This is a genomic window from Alteromonas confluentis (assembly GCF_001757105.1).
Classification (GTDB): Bacteria; Pseudomonadota; Gammaproteobacteria; order Enterobacterales; family Alteromonadaceae; genus Alteromonas; species Alteromonas confluentis.
Genome location: NZ_MDHN01000029.1, coordinates 224,041 through 241,336, shown reverse-complemented (window position 1 = coordinate 241,336; position 17,296 = coordinate 224,041). Strand labels below are relative to the sequence as shown.

The window sequence follows — 17,296 nt, the reverse complement described above, 5'->3', positions numbered from 1 at the left end:
GATGTTTGATGCACTCATGGTCGGCGTAGACGCGGCCTTTCAATGGAATAACCTGATGTACGTGGTGGTGGGCTGTCTGGTGGGTACCTTCATTGGTATGCTACCGGGTTTAGGGCCTATCACTGCAATTGCCCTGATGATTCCCATCACTTACAGCATCGGCCCCAGCTCGGGTATGATCCTGATGGCCGGGGTTTACTATGGCGCCATTTTCGGTGGCTCCACCAGTTCTATTCTGATTAACGCGCCGGGTGTTGCCGGTACCGTGGCCTCGTCATTCGATGGTTATCCCATGGCCCGCAAAGGCATGGCCGGTAAGGCACTTGCCATTGCCGCCTGGTCGTCGTTCACCGGTGGTACTATCGGTGCAGTAATGCTGATGGTGGCTGCACCGACGCTGGCTGAAGTTTCACTCAGCTTTTATTCTGGCGACTACGTAATGCTGATGTTTGTGGGCTTAACCGCTATCGCCGCGTTCTCCAGTAACGGTGAATTCCTCAAAGCCATGATGATGACTATTTTTGGTCTGGCGCTGTCGACCATTGGTATCGACCCGTCTTCCGGCACCGAGCGGTTCACCTTCGGTCAGCCTGACTTACTCGATGGTTTAAGCTTCTTGCTGATTGCGATGGCCACGTTTGCACTGTCTGAAGCGCTGATGAATGTGATCAAGCCCGACAAGCAGAAAGACGAAGACATGGGCAAAGGCAACCTTGGTAGCTTTAAGCTCACCAAAGGCGACGTAAAAGAAATCGCACCGTCGGTGGGCCGTTCCTCCGTGCTCGGCTTCCTGATTGGCGTACTGCCGGGTGCCGGTGCCACGATTGCCAGCTTCATGGCTTACGCGGCAGAGCGTAACCTGGCCCCCGCAAAGTACAAGAAAGACTTCGGTGAAGGTGCCAAGCGTGGTCTGGCCGCGCCGGAAGCGGCGAACAACGCTGCCTGTACGGGCTCATTCGTACCGTTGCTGACCTTAGGTATTCCCGGTTCTGGTACTACGGCAATCATGCTGGGTGCGCTTATCGCTTACGGCCTGCAACCTGGTCCGCTGTTGATGCAGGACAACCCGGATGTATTCTGGTCGGTTATCGTTTCCATGTACTTCGGTAACATTGTACTGCTTATTCTGAACTTGCCGCTTATTCCATACCTGGCAAAGGTGTTGGTGCTGCCTAAGCCGCTGCTCACCATTTTCATTCTGTTCTTCAGTCTGATTGGTGTATATCTGGTTTCGTTCAACACCTTCGATCTGTTCATGATGATTGGTTTCGCCTGTATTGCCTTATTGCTGCGTCTGTTGACTTTCCCCATGGCACCGCTGTTGTTAGGTTTCATCTTAGGCGATATGATTGAGCGCAATTTCCGCCGTGCAATGCTGATTTCAGACGGTTCCATGAACTGGCTGTGGGAACGTCCGCTCACGCTGACCATTTTCATCATTGCTATTGTGGTGCTGTTTGTTCCACTGTTTGGCTTTATGAAAGGCCGTCTGAACAAGACTACAGCCACGCCGGACTAAGTAAGCACATCACAATCGAGGCCACCTGTTGAAACTGAAACTCTCCCTTAACGGGAAACTGGAAACCTGGCTGGTGGCCTGTATCGCATTACTGAGTATGTCAGCGTTACTGGTGCTCACACTGGTCAGCAAATATCAGGTGGCTTCGGTTATTCGTGAAAAAACGGGTCAGCAGGCATTGGCCATTGCCCGCTCTCTGGCCAGTCGACCCGACCTTACCGCCGCAGTAGAAAACGAATACTTTCCCCCGGCGCTTCGCAAGGAACTCGCGTTACTACAACACGGTTACGGTGCCAGCTTTGTGGTGGTAGGAAACGAAGATAAAATTCGTTTGTTCCATCCTATCGAGCAAAAAATTGGCGACCCAATGATTGGTGGCGACAGTGACGAAGCATTGCTCGGCAATTACTATATTTCACAGGCTACAGGTTCGTTAGGGCCATCTATTCGCGGTAAAGCACCCGTACGCAATGCCAGTGGTGAGATCATCGGGCTGGTGTCTGTGGGTTATCTCGATGCCTCAGTCGATATGGCAGTGGGCAAGCGCACCATACTCATCTTTGTGATTGCCGTTGCTATACTCATTCTTTCTATCGTGGCAGCCATGTGGATTGGCAGACAGGTGCGCAGCAAGTTGTTTGGTCTGCAACCAGAAGAAATCGGCAGGTTGTACGCCGAACAGAACGCCATTTTCAACACGGTGCGAACCGGAATTATTGCGGTGAGTAACGACGGAAAAATCCAGCGCATTAACCAACGGGCGAAAGACTTGCTTTATCCGGCCGACAGCGCTGAACCCGAGATGCTGCAGGAAATCTTTTCTCAGCACGCCGAGTTTTTACTTCGGGATCCCGAGCCGAATATTACGGGCTTTGAACTGTTCGCCAATCAGCAATCGCTGGTGTTATCGCGATTGCCCATGAGAGTGGATAATCAGACCACCGGCATACTCATCACACTGCGTCCGGCCGATGAAGTAGAGCACCTTTCTCGACAATTGGCCCGTGTTGAAGCTTTCGCTGAACTGCTGCGGGTACAAACCCATGATTATTCAAACAAGCTGAATACTCTGGCGGCATTACTGCAGATGGGGAATACCGACAAAGCTATGGAGTTGATTAATGCGGAAAGTCAGGGCGTGCAGGCTCAGGTTCAGCAATTGCTGCAACAGGTGCACACACCGCTGATTGCTGCGTTGTTGTTTGGCAAGTACCACAAGGCAAGGGAATGCAACGTACCGTTTGAAATCAATGAAGACGTTCACCTCGACAATTACGAGAACGAACAGCTGCTGGAGTGTCTGGTTTCTATTTTCGGTAACTTGATCGATAATGCCATCGAAGCTGCTCAGCGCTCTGACAAACCCGAAAAGCAAGTCACGGTTACTTTAGAGGAAATGGGGAGCAACATTGTATTTGATGTGGAAGACAGCGGCGACGGTATTGATCCCGCCAATGCAGAGCGCATTTTTGCGCCGTCTTACAGCAGTAAAAGTGATGCCCGGCATGGCGTGGGCATGTATCTGGTGAAAACCTATCTTGAAGCCTGTAACGGTACCATTGAAATAGGTGAATCCGAACTGGGAGGTGCACGCTTTTCGGTGTACATACCCAAACCCGAAGGTCAGAGTTAGTTATGCCGTATTCCTGCGTTATCGTTGAAGATCAGCCCGAAGTTGCCCAGTTTCTGGCACAGCAGTTAATTGCCAGTGGTCGCTATACCATTATGGGAATGGCCAACGATACACGCACAGCCAAAGCGTTGCTTAGCGCCATGCAGCCAGATTTGTTGCTCATGGATGTGTATCTGCCCGACGGTAACGGTTTGGATATTCTCCGTGATTTCCGCGATCAAATGCAAAAATGCGAAGTCTTCTTACTTACTGCAGCCAAAGAAGTGCAGGTACTGGAACAGGCCATGAAGCTTGGCGTCACCGACTTTCTGGTAAAACCTATTTTGCTGCCTCGCCTTGAACAGGCACTGAAAAACTTCGAAAACCGTCAGCAGCAGCTTTCCCACGCACCAGAACTCACCCAATCGGTGGTTGATCAGTTCTTCAGTCGACAGCACAGCCACAGCGTACAGCGTTTACCCAAAGGGGTAGACGGCCTCACGCTGCAAAAAATTCAGGAGGTGTTTAAGTCAGATCCCAAAGCGGCTCTCAGTGCTCAGCAGGTGGGGGATAAAATTGGTGTAAGCCGTTCCACCGCCCGTCGTTATTTAGAGTACTTGTTGGAAACGGAAGATCTTATTGCTGAACAAATTTACGGTTCAGTTGGCCGACCAGAGCGCTGCTACCGGTTGAAGCCGTAGCGTTCGCTCATCACTGGCGTATCCTGAAATTATCTCTGCTGCGTCATGAACTCCAATTGTTAACAAAACGTACAACCTTCATGTGATGTACACTTTGTGAACAATAAAGGGAGTTTGCTATGTCCGCGTTTACCCGTCGTCGCTTTATCCAGTTGACCGGTTCCGGTTTACTTCTCGCCACCTCATCCACTGTGTTTGCCCGCTCGCCCGGCAAGAAAATTGGCGTTGCGTTACTTGGGCTAGGCAATTACAGCGGTACTCAGCTTGCCCCTTCGCTGCAGATGACCGAACACTGCGAACTGCGCGGTATCATCACCGGTACCGAAAGCAAAATCCCGCAGTGGCAGCAGAAATACGGCATCAAAGACAGCAACGTATATACCTACGACACCATGGATGCCATTGCCAACAACGATGACATCGACGTGATTTACGTGGTCACGCCCCCCGGCACACACAAAGATTTTGCTGTAAAAGCGGCGAATACCGGTAAACACGTGTGGTGCGAAAAGCCCATGGCTATGGACGAAGCCGAGTGTCAGGCCATTATTGATGCCTGTCGTAAAAACAAGGTGAAGTTATCGGTGGGTTATCGCATGCAGCACGAGCCGAATACCCGGGGATTCCGCAGCTATCTTGATGCCATGCCTTATGGCCCGTTTACCGGCATCGAAAGCTTTTCCGGTTACGCCGGGCAGGGGCGAGAGGCAGATAACTGGCGAATGAAAAAAGCCATGGGCGGCGGTGCGCTTTACGACATGGGCGTATATGCCATTAACGGCGCGCGCTTTCTTACCGGTAAAGAACCGCTATCGGTGACCGCTTATCATCCTGAAAAAATGTACCCGGACCGATTCACTGAAGTGGATGAAACTACCATGTTCACCATGGATTTCGGCAACGGCCTGAAAGCCGATTGCGGCACCAGCGTGGTGAAAGGTTTTAATCACTTTAAAGCCAACTGCAAGAAAGGCTGGTATCAGCTTAAACCCATGCAGAGCTATAGCGGCGTAACCGGAACCACCAGTGATGGCAAAACCTTCCCGCCACTCGATGGCAAGCAACAAGCACTGCAAATGGATAACGATGCGCTGGCTATTCTTGGCGAAGGGCCCGCGCTGGTATCCGGCGAAGAAGGCTTAAAAGATATCCGCATTGTGAATGCGATTTTTGAAGCGGCCCGCACCGGGAAAGAAGTCTCGCTAAGCTAATCAGAACACAATACTCAGCAACCCGGCGATAATAAACGCGATGGAGCCGAGCAGGGTTTCCATTACCGTCCAGGTTTTGAGAGTAGTTTTCTCGTCCATATCCAGCAGGCGGGACACCAGCCAGAAGCCGGAATCGTTAAAGTGTGAGAGCACCGTTGCACCACCAGCGATGGCGATGACGATAAAGCAGTAATCGGCGTCTGAAAGGCCAGGCGTTGCTGCTACTATGGGTGCCATTAGCGCGGCAGTGGTGGTGAGAGCCACCGTGGCAGAACCTTGAGCTACTCGTAAGCAGGTGGAAATCACAAACGCCGCGACGATTACCGGTAAGCCGGTATCCTGAAGCAGGCCCGCCAGCGCCTCACCAATGCCGCTGCTGCGTAGCACACCACCGAACATACCGCCTGCGCCAGTAACCAGGATCACGCCGCAAATGGGTGCCAGCGAATCACCGCACAGCTTCTCCACGTTTTCCTTACCCAAACTTTTTGTGAATAGCGCCAAACACAATAAAAGGGTAATAAGCAGGGCGATAGGCGTTTTACCCAGCGTGCGCAGAATATGAACCCAGGTCTGATCACCATTAATCACACCGGATACCTGCAGAGTGTTTAAACCGGTATCCATGAATATCAGCAGAACCGGGGTCAGCAGCACCAGCAGTACCGTGGCGAAAGAGGGTGGAGCACTATGAAAAGAACCATCTGCTTGAGAATTTATATTCTTAAACATCTCTGGCAGCGGCAGCACGGTTTTTTCACCCGCATACAACGCAAATAGATACGCGCCGAGATACCAAGTAGGAATGGCAATCACCAAGCCAGTAAACAGCAGTAAACCAATGTTCGCGCCCAGTAAATCAGCCGCAGCTACCGGGCCAGGATGGGGTGGCACAAAGGCGTGCATCACGGCGAACGCACCGGCTGCCGGAAAGGCATATTTAATGGTAGACCCGCCGAATCGTGCGGCAACACTCAACAGAATGGGAAACATCACAATGAGGCCGGCGTCAAAGAAAATAGGAAAGCCAAACAATAAGGATGCAACACCAATGGCAAAAGGCGCGCGATTCTCACCAAAACGGTTTATCAAGCCGTCGGCTAACACCTGGGCACCACCTGTGACTTCCAGCAACTTGCCAATCATGCAGCCCAAGCCAACCAGCAATGCTACTGACGCCAGTGTGCCGCCAAAGCCACCTATCATTACCGGCACAATGTCCTCACTCGCAATACCCGCTATAGCTGCAGTTAGTACACTTACCAGGATAAGTGCCACGAACGCATGTACCCGCAGGCGGATAATTAAAATAACGAGCAATATCACCGCACCTAAACCAGTGAGCAGCAGGTGAGTGGGATTTGAAACCATTGTTGCATCCATCGTGAACTCTCTTTTATGTAATTCGTTATTCACAACTCTTTAAGTTACCGGTAACATGTTACCTGTTCACCGCCAAAGGTAAACAAATTTTTAACACCGAAATATCAATTGCGGAGCAAAAGTCGGCATGAGCGAATCGAGTAAATCACTGAAATCGTCCGGGTTTTCCATCGTTGTGATGGGCGTGAGCGGCTCAGGTAAAAGTACAGTGGGCGAAATGTTGGCATCAGCGTTATCTGCGACTTTCATTGATGGTGACGATTTGCACCCCAGAGCCAATGTGCAGAAAATGGCGAAAGGCGATCCTCTCGACGATGACGACCGTGCTCCTTGGTTAACGCGTATCAACGATGCGGTGTACAACTTAGAGCAACGTAGCCGCAAAGGTGTCATTGTATGTTCGGCGCTGAAAAAGCGCTATCGAGACAAGATTCGCGAAGATAATCAAAACTTACTGTTTGTATTTTTAGACGGTCCTAAACACGTGATCCTCGACCGCATGGCTACCAGAGCGGGGCATTTCATGAAACCTGACATGCTTGACAGCCAATTTGCTGCGCTTGAAAGACCTGGTATCAACGAGCACGACGTTCTCACTGTAACCATCGATACCGCGCCCGATGCAATTGTAGAGCGGGTGATCGGTTTGCTGAGTGAACGAGGCGTGAGTGTAGCTAACTCCTAAGTTAGCATTTGAATTTGTGAAAGTGTCGAAGTGAGTACTTACTTTCACTAAAGTGTTCTTCCAGAAGTAAGGCTGTGAGGTAGCGTAATCACCGTTTCCTTTGGCGTTTCCCCTTGTAAAACCGTCATGATGAGCGATGCTGCCTGCTCGCCCATCTTGTCACGGGGCGTGACCACACTGGTCAGTGGCGGTGTCATTGCGGCACCAATATTCAGTGCGTTGTATCCGACTACCGCCAAGTCGTCTGGAATACGGAGTTTGTTCTGCTGGCAATACAGCATCACGCCTATAGCTACGTCGTCGTTGGTACAGAATACGGCATCCGTTTTCGGATAGTTAGCCAGCGCACGGGCGAGTAATTCTGAGCCCAAGGTAAAGCTCGAATGTTCAGAGGTAGATACAGTCACCGGCGTTTTTCCCGCTTCCGCCATGGCCTTTTCATATCCCTGCTGACGCAGCACGGTGCGGGTATCCATCCGTGCAGCCAGGTATACCGGGTGCTGTTTACCGCTGGCGAGTATTCTGTTCACCACATCATAACCGGCCTGTTCGTGGTCGAGGCCTACCGCCATATCCACCGGAGATGATGGTACCTCCATGGTTTCTACCACAGGAATCGCAGCCTGCTTCAGCATTTGTAGCGTACGGGCAGTGTGACCGCTTTCGGTAAGAATTAGCCCGTCTACCTGATACGACAGCATCATGTCTATCTTATCTTGCTCTACTTCAGCGCTGTAACCAGTGTGAGCAATCAGCGTGTCGTAGCCGTGCTGGGCAGTGATGGTTTCTACACCTTGCACTAAATCGGCAAATACCTGGTTCGACAGCGAGGGAATAATAATCCCTAAAGTTTTACTGGAGGATTTTGACAGAATGGCCGGAACACGGTTACGAATGTAGCCTGACGATTCCAGCGCTGCCGCGATTTTCTCGCCCGTTGCCGCCGCCACCGAATCAGGCGCGCGCAGATATCGGCTTACCGTCATTTTGGTAACGCCAACAATGTCGGCAATATCCTGCAATGTGGGGCGTTTGGCAGGCATAAAATTCTCAATCAGGCTTATGTTATGAGGGTAATGTTACATGTAACATCGGGCCAGGGAAATGGTACTAAGGTATTTGTATCCAAATGTGACAATCGCTTTTAAATTCACCTGCTATCCCCATATCATGGTAAGACACCGTGAGTACACAACCGATACAGGTATGAATGAAGAGCTTTCTTAAGAATGTGTTGTCACCCTTAGAGCCGTTGCTCGAGAGCATGAACTCGGCAGGGGATTGGTTTACCCGCGAGCATCATCGCTTCACCATCACCGGCCTGAGCCGCAGTGGTAAATCCATGCTGTTTACCAGCCTTATGACTATTCTTAAGTACCGTAGTGAACAGCAGTACCAGTGTCTGCCGCTACTCAAGTACCTGCCCATGGAATTGGTCGACAGCATGTGGCTGGAACCTATCGACGATTTCCCTTTGTTTCCCATCGACGAGCATACCGCCTCCCTTGAAGCAGGTAATTGGCCGAGACCCACAGAAAATGTGTACGGGTTCAAAATGGTGGTGCGTTTAAAGCAAACACATCAACTTAAGCGCTATTTGTTCCCACACACCCATGTGGTGTTCGAGTTTATTGATTATCCTGGCGAGTGGATCACCGATTTGCCCATGCTAGGGCGCGAATATGCCCAGTGGTCTGATTCGGCGCTGGCTCAGCAGATGACCGACCCACAGCGCTTCTACGCCCAAGCGTGGCATGCATTGCTGGAGCGTGTGGATTTTGATGCAGAGCCCACGCCCGAAGCCATGCAGACCCTTACTGAGGGTTACAGAGAATATCTACTTAACGCGAAAAAAGCGGGTATTGCGATGTTGCAGCCCGGTAGCTTTTTGCTCGACGGTAGTGGGTTTAATTGGCGGGAAAGTGGCTTTACGCCATTACCAGCCAAAATTACAAGCGATATTACCCATCCCTGGACGAAAGCCTTTACCCGAAACTTCACTCTATTCCAGAAAGAATGGTTACAGCCCTTGCGTAAAAGCACCTTTCGCGAGGCCGACCGGCAAATCATTCTTATCGATTTGTTCGAAGGCTTAAATCATAGCAAGCAACATTTGGCGCAACTGAAAGAAACCTTGAGCCATTTAGCAGATGTGTTTGTGTATGGCGAGCCTGACTGGTTCAGTAAACACGTACTGCGCAAGAATGAAATTGGTCGGGTGGCCTTTGTGGCGACCAAAACCGATTTAGTGCCGGAATCTGAAAAACAGCATTTACTGAGTTTGTTGAAAGATGTCTCTGGCGGCGCTACGGCAAAACTCGCTCGGGATGGTGTGGATTTTGAACACTTTTTAGTGTCAGCCATGCAGGTTACCGACGAAGGGAGTAAGCCTGCGTCGCTGCGTTATACCAACAAACATAAGCAGTATGTAGAAGTGCAGTTTGAGCCGGTACCTGATGCCATTAAAGCCATGTCGGCAGATGAACATTATCCTGCACTCAAGCCCCCCGTCCCAGCTGACTATTTGCCGCGCATGCTGAATGGCCGTGGACTGGATAAGTTACTGCAATTTCTTTTACATCGAAATGGGTAAAGCACCATGAGTGATACCGATTATGAAGCGCCGCAATACCGCTCGCGAATTATAGAAACGCCGCTGGAGCACTCTGCTCCTAGTCAGAATATGCCAGCAAAGCTGGATACCGCAGAGTGGGATGTGGACGGGCAGCGCGGCCTTTCGTTAAAAGTGATCACTGCCATTTTAGGTGGTCTCACGTTCGTGGGTTTTATGGTGTTCGATGCCATTCAATCCATTGCGACAAATTTTGCTGATCATCCTATTAGCTCTGTTGCTTTAGGATCGCTACTCGGTGCGTTTGTGCTGGCTCTGCTTGCGCTTATCGCTGGTGAATGGCGGGGTTTCCGCGCCGTGGAAGCCTACATTGACGTGCCACTGGATTTGCCTACGCTAAAACAGGTCGATGACAAACCTGCGGTATTAAAGACTATCCATTCTCATGCGGGCCGATTCGGTAAAGACAGCTTCGCCGCCCGCAACTACAAGCAGTTCCAGCAAGCACTGCATGCCGACATGAATGCCGCCGATGTGGTGGGGTTGTATGAAAGCATGGTGGCGGAGCCGGTAACCAAAAAGGCAGAAGAGATCTTACGAAAAGAGTCCGTTACCAGTGGCAGTCTGGTATTTATCAGCCCAAACCATCTTATTCAGACGCTGGCCATTTCGTGGATAAGCTTTCGTACCATCCGCCGCATTGCCCGAGTGTTCGGGTTACGCCCCGGCACGGCAGGCAGTTGGCGCTTATTCAAAGTACTTGCACAAAACCTGGCAGCACAAAGTCTGTTTGATATTGCCACCGACGAACTGGCTAACCAAATTGGTGGCTCTCTGGCGGCAAGAGTCGCGGAGAATTCTGCAGAAGCCGTGGCCGCTGGTGCGCTGAATGTGCGTTTGGGTCGCACGCTCATCAAGTTACTACGCTAACCTCATACAGTGAAACGTTAGTTCACTGCCAGTCCCTCAGGTCTGATTGGCTCATCTTTCAGACCTTTACCCGTGTCAGCTCAATTGAGTTTGTACACGGGTTTTTTATGCCTGCTCGGCACATCTACAGAATATTGCTACCCGCCTCAGGATCACGGGCCTGTTCCGCCTGGCGACGAATATTATCATTCTCACTGCTCAAATCTTCGCTGTGATCGATAATCGCTGGCTTCACATCAGCGGGTTTAGCACTCTCCGATACAGACGAACGCTGTTCGGTAGTTTTAGCCGGGGAGGGGGACACGTCTTTGCCTTGTTTAACAACTCCCTTAGAGGCATCGCCGCTATCAGCGCCGCTGCTATTCAGAGAACGCCCAGCCATGAGCGGACTGCTTCCCGAATCTTCTCGGGGTAACTGACGTACCGGCACGCCTTCAGGGAATACCACTTCACGGGCATCGTCAGGCATAGAAATGCCTGCCTGAGTAAACGATTCAACCAGAATACGCATTAGCGAAGACGACATCTTCACCACGCTGGTGGCTTCCACATTTATCCAGAAATACACTTTAAGATTTACAGTCGACGAACCCAGGTTATCTATAAGCACCATGGGTTCAGGTTCATCCAGCACATACGGATGCTTGTGCAGAACAGATAGCGCCAGATCACGGGCCGACGTAATGTTGTTGTCATAACCGATACCCAGAACAAACGTTCCACGCATATTCGGATTAGCGGTGAGGTTCTTGATAATGCCCTTGTATACAATCGCATTCGGCAGCTGAATGTGATTGCCGTCGAAATCAACAAGAGTAGTCGCGCGGGACGTCACCTTCTGTACCACGCCGGTGTACGATTCAAGATGTATCACATCGCCAATACGAAAAGGACGCTGCACCGTAAGCAGCAAACTGGAAATGAAGTTTTCGGCTATATCCTTAAACGCAAAGCCCAGAATAAGACCAATCAAACCCGTACCGCTGACAATGGCCACCGCAAATTCTGTTAGCCCTGCCATCTTAAGGAATATGTACAAACCAAACAGCATTATTAGCACGCTGATGGCACGACGGAAAACAGAGCGGATAAGCGGACTTTGCGACACATAGCCAAACGGCTTGATCAGCAAATTAGACAGGCGACCCGCAATAAGCACAAGGACAATGAATATTCCAAACCCGATGAGCACATCAGGCAGATGGGTGCTTAAATCGCTAAGCAGACCGTTCCAGGTATCGACAGCGTTGGTGGTTTCGGGCATGGGCGTATCCGTAAATTAATCTAATCTGGATACGCCTTAGTTCAGCAAAGGGTTTGGTAATGTAATTTGCGCTGAATCATCTAAAACATAATCAAAGCGCCTTTTTCGTCGGCGCGACAACATTCGCAAATATCAACCCTGCAATCAGCGACATAAAAATCAAAAACACTTCCTGACCCACATGCTCTGCGGCAACGAAATCCTGCCCCGAGATAAACGAATTTAAGCCGATATAGGTTTTAGAGCCCGGTACTAGCACGATTAAGCCGTGCATACCAACGATCGTATGAGGCTGACGCGCGATGCGGGTAAAAAGGTTAGCAAACACACCCAGCGCGAATGCACCCACGAAGGTATTCATGCCTGCACCCATAAAATCTGCACTCCATACCGACGCGCCGTAAGCAATGAAAGCGGCGGCGACACCCCAAGGAATATGTTTTGGTCGGGTACGGAAAATAGCAACAAGCGAAAGGCTTAGCAGGAATACGGCAAGCCAGGTTCCCCATTCTGGTAATGACTCTGCTGGTACATAGATGTTTTCGCCAAACAGAGAAAAGCCAACGGTAACCCCAAGAAAGGCGCCAAAATACAGTTTAAACAATTGCATTAATGCATCCATCACCCGTGCGGTGCCTGACACCATATTCCTGGAGGCCAGTTCGGACAAGCCCATAGTCAGTGCAAGACCGGGCACCAGTACGATTACCGATGAGAGCACAATGAGTGGAATATTAATGCCAGGGTCGATATAGCGCCCAATCGCACTGGCCGCGATACCCGCCATAAAGCTGGTCATGGGCTCCAGCATCATGTTCACCCGTTTTGAACGCAATGCCCACAAATACCAGACATAAGACAGCAATCCTAAAAGACCGGACCAGCCAATTTCCGGCCAGCTTGCACCCATTAGCATGGCAAAAGCGCCGGTAGACAGTGCAAAAGAACAGCCTGTTATCCACTTCCCGTAGGGCGAGGGCATGGCATCTATTTCAGATAACAGACGATCAGCTTCTGTTAAAGAAACATCACCTGCCAACAGTTCACTGGCAAGCCCATCCACATGAGAGAGTGAATTGAGATCAAGCTCGCCAGGCTGTAGGCGTGCCGCGTGAGTATATTCATCTTCGTGGCCATCAGACCAGATAACAAATGTGAGTGACGTAGGGGTGGCGATAATGGATGCGCGTACACCGAGGTAGGAAGCGACTTCCAGAAGATAAGCTTCAAGACGAAATGAAGGAGTTCCGTACTTGTGCAACATTTTTCCAAGACGGACGATGAAACGACGTTTCTGGATGAACTCGGCAGTGTGCAAAAGAATATTCCATGCGTTAAAGATAAAGCCTACTAAATTGTAGGCTACAGCATAGAAATCATAACTGCGTATCAACGAGATTGATACGCCCTGATAAAAAATCAGCTATAAAAACAGAGATAAGCAGTAGTCACACTCACCTTCACATCAAAAGACTGGTTCGCTGCCACATTGAATTCGGTACCGGTTTTGAAAGACTGAAATTCGTCTGAACCAGGAAGTTTAACTACCAGCTCACCTTCAACCACTTTCATCAGCTCGTCTTTTGACGTACTAAATACGTACTCACCTGGCAGCATTACGCCAGAGGTACACGGGCCGTTTGCTGATTCGAAGGCGATGGATTTAACGTTATCGTCGAAGTAGCTGTTTACACTTAATGACATGTGAGTTCCTTGTAGTTCTATAAATCGTTAAGGGTCACAGTGTGCCTGAGTGCATCCTCTACATCTACCCGATAGCGACTTAAGTCGCTATCGAATTCTGCTTAATCAGATTTAAACGATATAAGGCGATTGATAATGCCGATTAATCATTCGCACCGGTAAGTTGTGGCGTCCATCCATTCAGTATGTTGAACAGGGAGTGCAGTTCTGCCTTGTCTGACGTGAGTTGCGGACGTTTGTCATTGGTGAATGCACCTTCGCCGCTGCTGTTGAACTCGGCAAAGCGCGCTTCAGTGTACGGGCTGAATTCTTTTCTACCGCCCTCTTTAGTCGAGCCGCCCATGGTGGCCCAGCCGTCCTGAGTGATGTGTGCGTCCATCCAGGTGTCGATAAACACGGCTTTACCTTTAGCAAACGGGTTTGCATAGCGGCCATCGGCAAACGTGGTGGTTGGATGCCAGGGACGACCTAAAGGCACAGAATTGTCTGGTACGCCTTCTTCACGCAGCAGTTTGCAGTTTACAAAGGTTAGCCCGAAGGTGTCTGAAATTAACGTGCTGGGGGCGGTAACGAAGCCTGTGATGTCCATGTCTTTGCCGCGAGGACGGGAATAAATATCAACACTATCGAAATACGCATTACCGTTCCCAAAGATGAAGTCTACATTGCCGCGAATCTCGCCACCTTTGAAATAGCTGCGTCCACCCTGTACGTAAAGCGTATCCTGATAACCGAGCAACGCGACATCTTCTACCACGGTTTGGTCAGTATATTCGCCAATTCGCAGTGCCACGGCCTGCATGCCGCTTACTCTGGCCGGATCGTCTTTGGCTTTCGCGTCTTGATCGAGAAAATCAAAACTGTTTTCAATGGTAAGATGGGCGATGTGTACCCGTGGGCGGTTTATTTCCACCGTTGCGCTACGGAAGGTGCCCCAGGTCTCTTCGCTGTCGCGAGATACGGCTTTACCGGCGTAGCGGTCAAATACAATTTTCGTGTTGGCTTTACCCGCACCAATGAGGGTGATGTCAGGTTTGTCAATTACCACCCGTTCGTAATATTCACCCGGTGTAATGGCAATGGTCCAGCCACCTGTTTCCGGGGCGGCGTCTACCGCCGCCTGAATAGAAGAAAAATGTGTGTCGTCAATGGCAGTGTTAGCGACGATGGCGTTAGCCTCCACATTTTCTGGGAGAAAATGGGTGGACTTCTGCTCACTGCATCCGGCTACAGCCAGCAACAGCACCATTAACAAACTACACATTTTAGACATCGGGTAACTCCACGGTTTTGCCGTTAACTCTAATATTCTGTTGAGAGATATTGTCTATATTCTCAATTACAGATTTTTTATCAACCTTCTGGAAGATAAGATTTTTAAGAGATACGCCCGTGATAGGCGTATGATCATAACCGCGCAGCACAAAAGCCCGTTGAGCATGTTGTACATACAAGTTCTCGATGGTGATATCTTCCAGTTTCGGCGTGAAGTTGCCCACGTCGCCTTCTTCATAGTAGAAGTTAATCACCACGGCATCTTTAACCTGCCCAACCCGGAACTGACGATAGTTCAGGTTCTTCAGGTGCCCGCCACGTATGGAGTTGGTTTTGATGCGGATAGCACGGTCGAGATCCGGGCTGCTCATTTCACAATTTTGCGCATAAAGGTTGCGCACGCCACCGGAAATCTCACTGCCAATCACCACGCCGCCGTGACCGGCCTCCATGGTGCAGTTGTTGATTAGAATGTTCTCACAGGCTTTGCCCACGCGGCGACCATCGGCGTTACGGCCGGATTTAATCGCAATGCAGTCATCACCAGTGTCGAAGGTACAGTTCTCGATCAATACATCGGTACAAGCTTCAGGGTCGCAACCGTCTGAGTTGGGGCCGTAGCTGTGGCAGTAGATGTCACGCACGGTCACATTGGTACATAGCACCGGGTTCACCAACCAGAACGGAGAGTTGCGAATGGTCACACCAGAAATTAATACGTTTTCACAGCGATAAGGCTGAATAAACGGCGGACGAAGGTAGTTTTCTTCGAAGGTGCGCTCGCTAACAGGCACTTCATCTTCTGCCATTTGACGCAGCACATCCCGGGTGTATTTCTGGTTTGCCACCGGATGGTCGCCCCAGGTCGCATCTTTCCATTTGCCTTTCCACGGCCACCAGTTGTCTACACTGCCGCCGCCTTCCAGGGTGCCTTCACCGGTAATTGCCACGTTGGTTTCTTCAAAGGCGTAAATAAGTGGAGAGTAGCCCATTAGCTCCGTGCCTTCCCAACGGGTAAACACGTAAGGCTTGTAGCGCTGCGGCTCAGGAATGAAATGCAGCACAGCGTCTTTGGCAATATGAAAATTGATGTTGGATTTAAGGTGTACCGGGCCGGTATAAAATTCACCTGCGGGTACTTCTACCGTACCGCCGCCTTTAGACGCCACGTCTTTGATTGCGCTGGCAATGGCTTGAGTTGAATCGTTGTCGCTACCTGCTTGCGCGCCATAATCGGTAATGCGCACATGAAGGGATGGGAACGTAGGTGCAACAATACGTTTGCGGATAGCGCGCGCGTCTTCATTCCAGTCGAAATCTCCGCCCACTATGGGCTGGCTGACGCTAGTGGCACAACCGCCGAGTCCGAGTATGCCTGCGCCTGCTGCGCTGCTGCCTGCAAGTTTAAGTAAAGCGCGTCGTGATGGTTGAAATCCCATTAGTTTACTCCCGGGGAATGTGTTGCATTGCTGTTCGCTGTGTTACGCAAAAAATGGTCCATACGGGTTACCGTTTCGCTAAGGTAGGGCTCGAACAGCCAAAATGTATGAATGTTATTGTCGTACTGAAAATATTCGCTGGCGATACCTGCCGCTTTGAGCTTTTGCAGTACCTCGTCTTTACCGGCCGTAAAGCGCATCTGGCCGCTACTGATGATCAGCATAGGCGGCGACTCTGCATCGATATGTTTTGCCGTAGAAGCCTCTTCCCATTTTGCTTGAGTATCTTCATACGCGCCGCCAAACCACATACCGGCCGCGGATTTGTCCTTGCGCTTATTTTCGTTGGCAAGGGCTAAGGGGTGGGTGAAATCCAGTACGCCGTCAAGGTCGACGACAGCGTGTACGCGGGTATCCGCGTCTGGAGTTTCACCCTTAAATAGTAACGTATTGGCGGTGTTGCCAATCAGTCCGGCCATTTGGCCACCAGAAGAGCCGCCACCAATAGCCAGTTTGGTTGGGTCGAAGCCAAAGGCAGCAGCATGCGCTTTTACATAAGTAATCGCATCGTTAATATCGTTGAGGCCCGCGGGATATTGGGCTTCCATTGATAGCCGATACTCCGGGGTAAATACCACATAACCACGCTGAGCCAGCAAATTGGCCATGGCGTAAAAGTGACTCTTATTACCTGAACGCCAACCACCGCCATGAATCAACATAATGGCCTGTTGATTGGCTTTGTCTGCAGCGGGCTGGAATACATCGAGATGCAGCTCCCGATCATCGGCCACTTTATAGCGGCGGTCGAACAGCACTTTCTGGCCTTCAGTGAAGGTAAGTACAGGCTCAACGAGCTCTGGGTGCTTATCGCGGTAGGCATAGAAACGCTGGGATACGCTGTAGCTGTCGTCTACCGGGTAGTCTTTTGCCTGCACGGCTGTTGTAAACAGCCCAATGGTGCTGAGTAAGGCCACAAGCTTAGCTTTTCGCATTATTGA

At 50.5% G+C, this 17,296-nt stretch carries 15 protein-coding genes; 7 read left to right on the top strand and 8 right to left on the bottom strand.

All coding sequences use genetic code 11. The annotated features are described in order from the left end of the window. Window position 1: 1 nt before the first annotated feature. The 4 genes from BFC18_RS12740 to BFC18_RS12725 all read left to right on the top strand — a co-directional run bounded on the left by BFC18_RS12740 (window position 2) and on the right by BFC18_RS12725 (window position 5,043). Window positions 2-1,519 (top strand): tripartite tricarboxylate transporter permease, encoded by a 1,518-nt coding sequence (locus tag BFC18_RS12740; protein ID WP_070125932.1) that lies wholly within the window; start codon window positions 2-4, stop codon window positions 1,517-1,519. A gap of 28 nt (window positions 1,520-1,547) precedes the next feature. After that, complete coding sequence (locus BFC18_RS12735) at window positions 1,548-3,152, top strand: ATP-binding protein (RefSeq protein ID WP_245680377.1); 1,605 nt, start codon at window positions 1,548-1,550, stop codon at window positions 3,150-3,152. A 2-nt stretch (window positions 3,153-3,154) separates the two neighbouring features. After that, window positions 3,155-3,832 (top strand): response regulator, encoded by a 678-nt coding sequence (locus tag BFC18_RS12730; RefSeq protein ID WP_070125931.1) that lies wholly within the window; start codon window positions 3,155-3,157, stop codon window positions 3,830-3,832. A gap of 119 nt (window positions 3,833-3,951) precedes the next feature. Further along, window positions 3,952-5,043 carry a Gfo/Idh/MocA family protein gene (locus BFC18_RS12725; protein WP_070125930.1) on the top strand — a complete coding sequence of 364 codons (1,092 nt, stop codon included), beginning with the start codon at window positions 3,952-3,954 and terminating at the stop codon, window positions 5,041-5,043. Here BFC18_RS12725 and BFC18_RS12720 read toward each other — a convergent pair whose 3' ends face one another. Continuing rightward, window positions 5,044-6,426, bottom strand: a complete 1,383-nt coding sequence (locus BFC18_RS12720; RefSeq protein ID WP_070125929.1) for a GntP family permease — start codon at window positions 6,424-6,426, stop codon at window positions 5,044-5,046. Window positions 6,427-6,553: 127 nt separating this feature from the next. On the opposite strand from BFC18_RS12720, the gene BFC18_RS12715 reads away from it, so the two are divergent. Then, complete coding sequence (locus tag BFC18_RS12715) at window positions 6,554-7,111, top strand: gluconokinase (protein ID WP_070125928.1); 558 nt, start codon at window positions 6,554-6,556, stop codon at window positions 7,109-7,111. A gap of 47 nt (window positions 7,112-7,158) precedes the next feature. Here the strand turns inward: BFC18_RS12715 and BFC18_RS12710 are convergent, their stop codons facing one another. Beyond that, window positions 7,159-8,154, bottom strand: a complete 996-nt coding sequence (locus BFC18_RS12710; RefSeq protein ID WP_070125927.1) for a substrate-binding domain-containing protein — start codon at window positions 8,152-8,154, stop codon at window positions 7,159-7,161. A gap of 167 nt (window positions 8,155-8,321) precedes the next feature. Between BFC18_RS12710 and BFC18_RS12705 the strand changes: the two genes are divergently transcribed. Then, window positions 8,322-9,704: a YcjX family protein gene (locus BFC18_RS12705; RefSeq protein ID WP_070125926.1), complete on the top strand. Its 1,383-nt coding sequence runs from the start codon at window positions 8,322-8,324 to the stop codon at window positions 9,702-9,704. A 6-nt stretch (window positions 9,705-9,710) separates the two neighbouring features. After that, entirely contained in the window at window positions 9,711-10,613 is a 903-nt protein-coding gene (locus tag BFC18_RS12700) for a YcjF family protein (protein WP_070125925.1), read from the top strand. Window positions 10,614-10,737: 124 nt separating this feature from the next. On the opposite strand, the gene BFC18_RS12695 is transcribed toward BFC18_RS12700, so the two are convergent. The 6 genes from BFC18_RS12695 to BFC18_RS12670 all read right to left on the bottom strand — a co-directional run bounded on the left by BFC18_RS12695 (window position 10,738) and on the right by BFC18_RS12670 (window position 17,290). After that, window positions 10,738-11,877 (bottom strand): mechanosensitive ion channel family protein, encoded by a 1,140-nt coding sequence (locus tag BFC18_RS12695; RefSeq protein ID WP_070125924.1) that lies wholly within the window; start codon window positions 11,875-11,877, stop codon window positions 10,738-10,740. Window positions 11,878-11,968: 91 nt separating this feature from the next. Further along, complete coding sequence (locus tag BFC18_RS12690) at window positions 11,969-13,195, bottom strand: threonine/serine exporter family protein (RefSeq protein WP_070126123.1); 1,227 nt, start codon at window positions 13,193-13,195, stop codon at window positions 11,969-11,971. A gap of 101 nt (window positions 13,196-13,296) precedes the next feature. Beyond that, entirely contained in the window at window positions 13,297-13,581 is a 285-nt protein-coding gene (gene ppnP / locus BFC18_RS12685; RefSeq protein WP_070125923.1) for a pyrimidine/purine nucleoside phosphorylase, read from the bottom strand. Window positions 13,582-13,723: 142 nt separating this feature from the next. After that, entirely contained in the window at window positions 13,724-14,854 is a 1,131-nt protein-coding gene (locus BFC18_RS12680) for a pectinesterase family protein (protein ID WP_070125922.1), read from the bottom strand. Next, window positions 14,847-16,295: a glycoside hydrolase family 28 protein gene (locus tag BFC18_RS12675; RefSeq protein ID WP_070125921.1), complete on the bottom strand. Its 1,449-nt coding sequence runs from the start codon at window positions 16,293-16,295 to the stop codon at window positions 14,847-14,849. The genes BFC18_RS12680 and BFC18_RS12675 overlap by 8 nt, the downstream gene beginning before the upstream one ends. Beyond that, window positions 16,295-17,290 (bottom strand): alpha/beta hydrolase, encoded by a 996-nt coding sequence (locus BFC18_RS12670; protein ID WP_070125920.1) that lies wholly within the window; start codon window positions 17,288-17,290, stop codon window positions 16,295-16,297. The genes BFC18_RS12675 and BFC18_RS12670 overlap by 1 nt, the downstream gene beginning before the upstream one ends. Window positions 17,291-17,296 lie beyond the last annotated feature (6 nt).

Coding starts and splice junctions, on each gene's coding strand:
- BFC18_RS12675 (WP_070125921.1), bottom strand. CDS start 16,295: ATGGGATTTCAACCATCACGACGCGCTTTACTTAAACTTGCAGGCAGC.
- BFC18_RS12700 (WP_070125925.1), top strand. CDS start 9,711: ATGAGTGATACCGATTATGAAGCGCCGCAATACCGCTCGCGAATTATA.
- BFC18_RS12720 (WP_070125929.1), bottom strand. CDS start 6,426: ATGGATGCAACAATGGTTTCAAATCCCACTCACCTGCTGCTCACTGGT.
- BFC18_RS12680 (WP_070125922.1), bottom strand. CDS start 14,854: ATGTCTAAAATGTGTAGTTTGTTAATGGTGCTGTTGCTGGCTGTAGCC.
- ppnP (WP_070125923.1), bottom strand. CDS start 13,581: ATGTCATTAAGTGTAAACAGCTACTTCGACGATAACGTTAAATCCATC.
- BFC18_RS12730 (WP_070125931.1), top strand. CDS start 3,155: ATGCCGTATTCCTGCGTTATCGTTGAAGATCAGCCCGAAGTTGCCCAG.
- BFC18_RS12710 (WP_070125927.1), bottom strand. CDS start 8,154: ATGCCTGCCAAACGCCCCACATTGCAGGATATTGCCGACATTGTTGGC.
- BFC18_RS12715 (WP_070125928.1), top strand. CDS start 6,554: ATGAGCGAATCGAGTAAATCACTGAAATCGTCCGGGTTTTCCATCGTT.
- BFC18_RS12695 (WP_070125924.1), bottom strand. CDS start 11,877: ATGCCCGAAACCACCAACGCTGTCGATACCTGGAACGGTCTGCTTAGC.
- BFC18_RS12670 (WP_070125920.1), bottom strand. CDS start 17,290: ATGCGAAAAGCTAAGCTTGTGGCCTTACTCAGCACCATTGGGCTGTTT.
- BFC18_RS12725 (WP_070125930.1), top strand. CDS start 3,952: ATGTCCGCGTTTACCCGTCGTCGCTTTATCCAGTTGACCGGTTCCGGT.
- BFC18_RS12705 (WP_070125926.1), top strand. CDS start 8,322: ATGAAGAGCTTTCTTAAGAATGTGTTGTCACCCTTAGAGCCGTTGCTC.
- BFC18_RS12740 (WP_070125932.1), top strand. CDS start 2: ATGTTTGATGCACTCATGGTCGGCGTAGACGCGGCCTTTCAATGGAAT.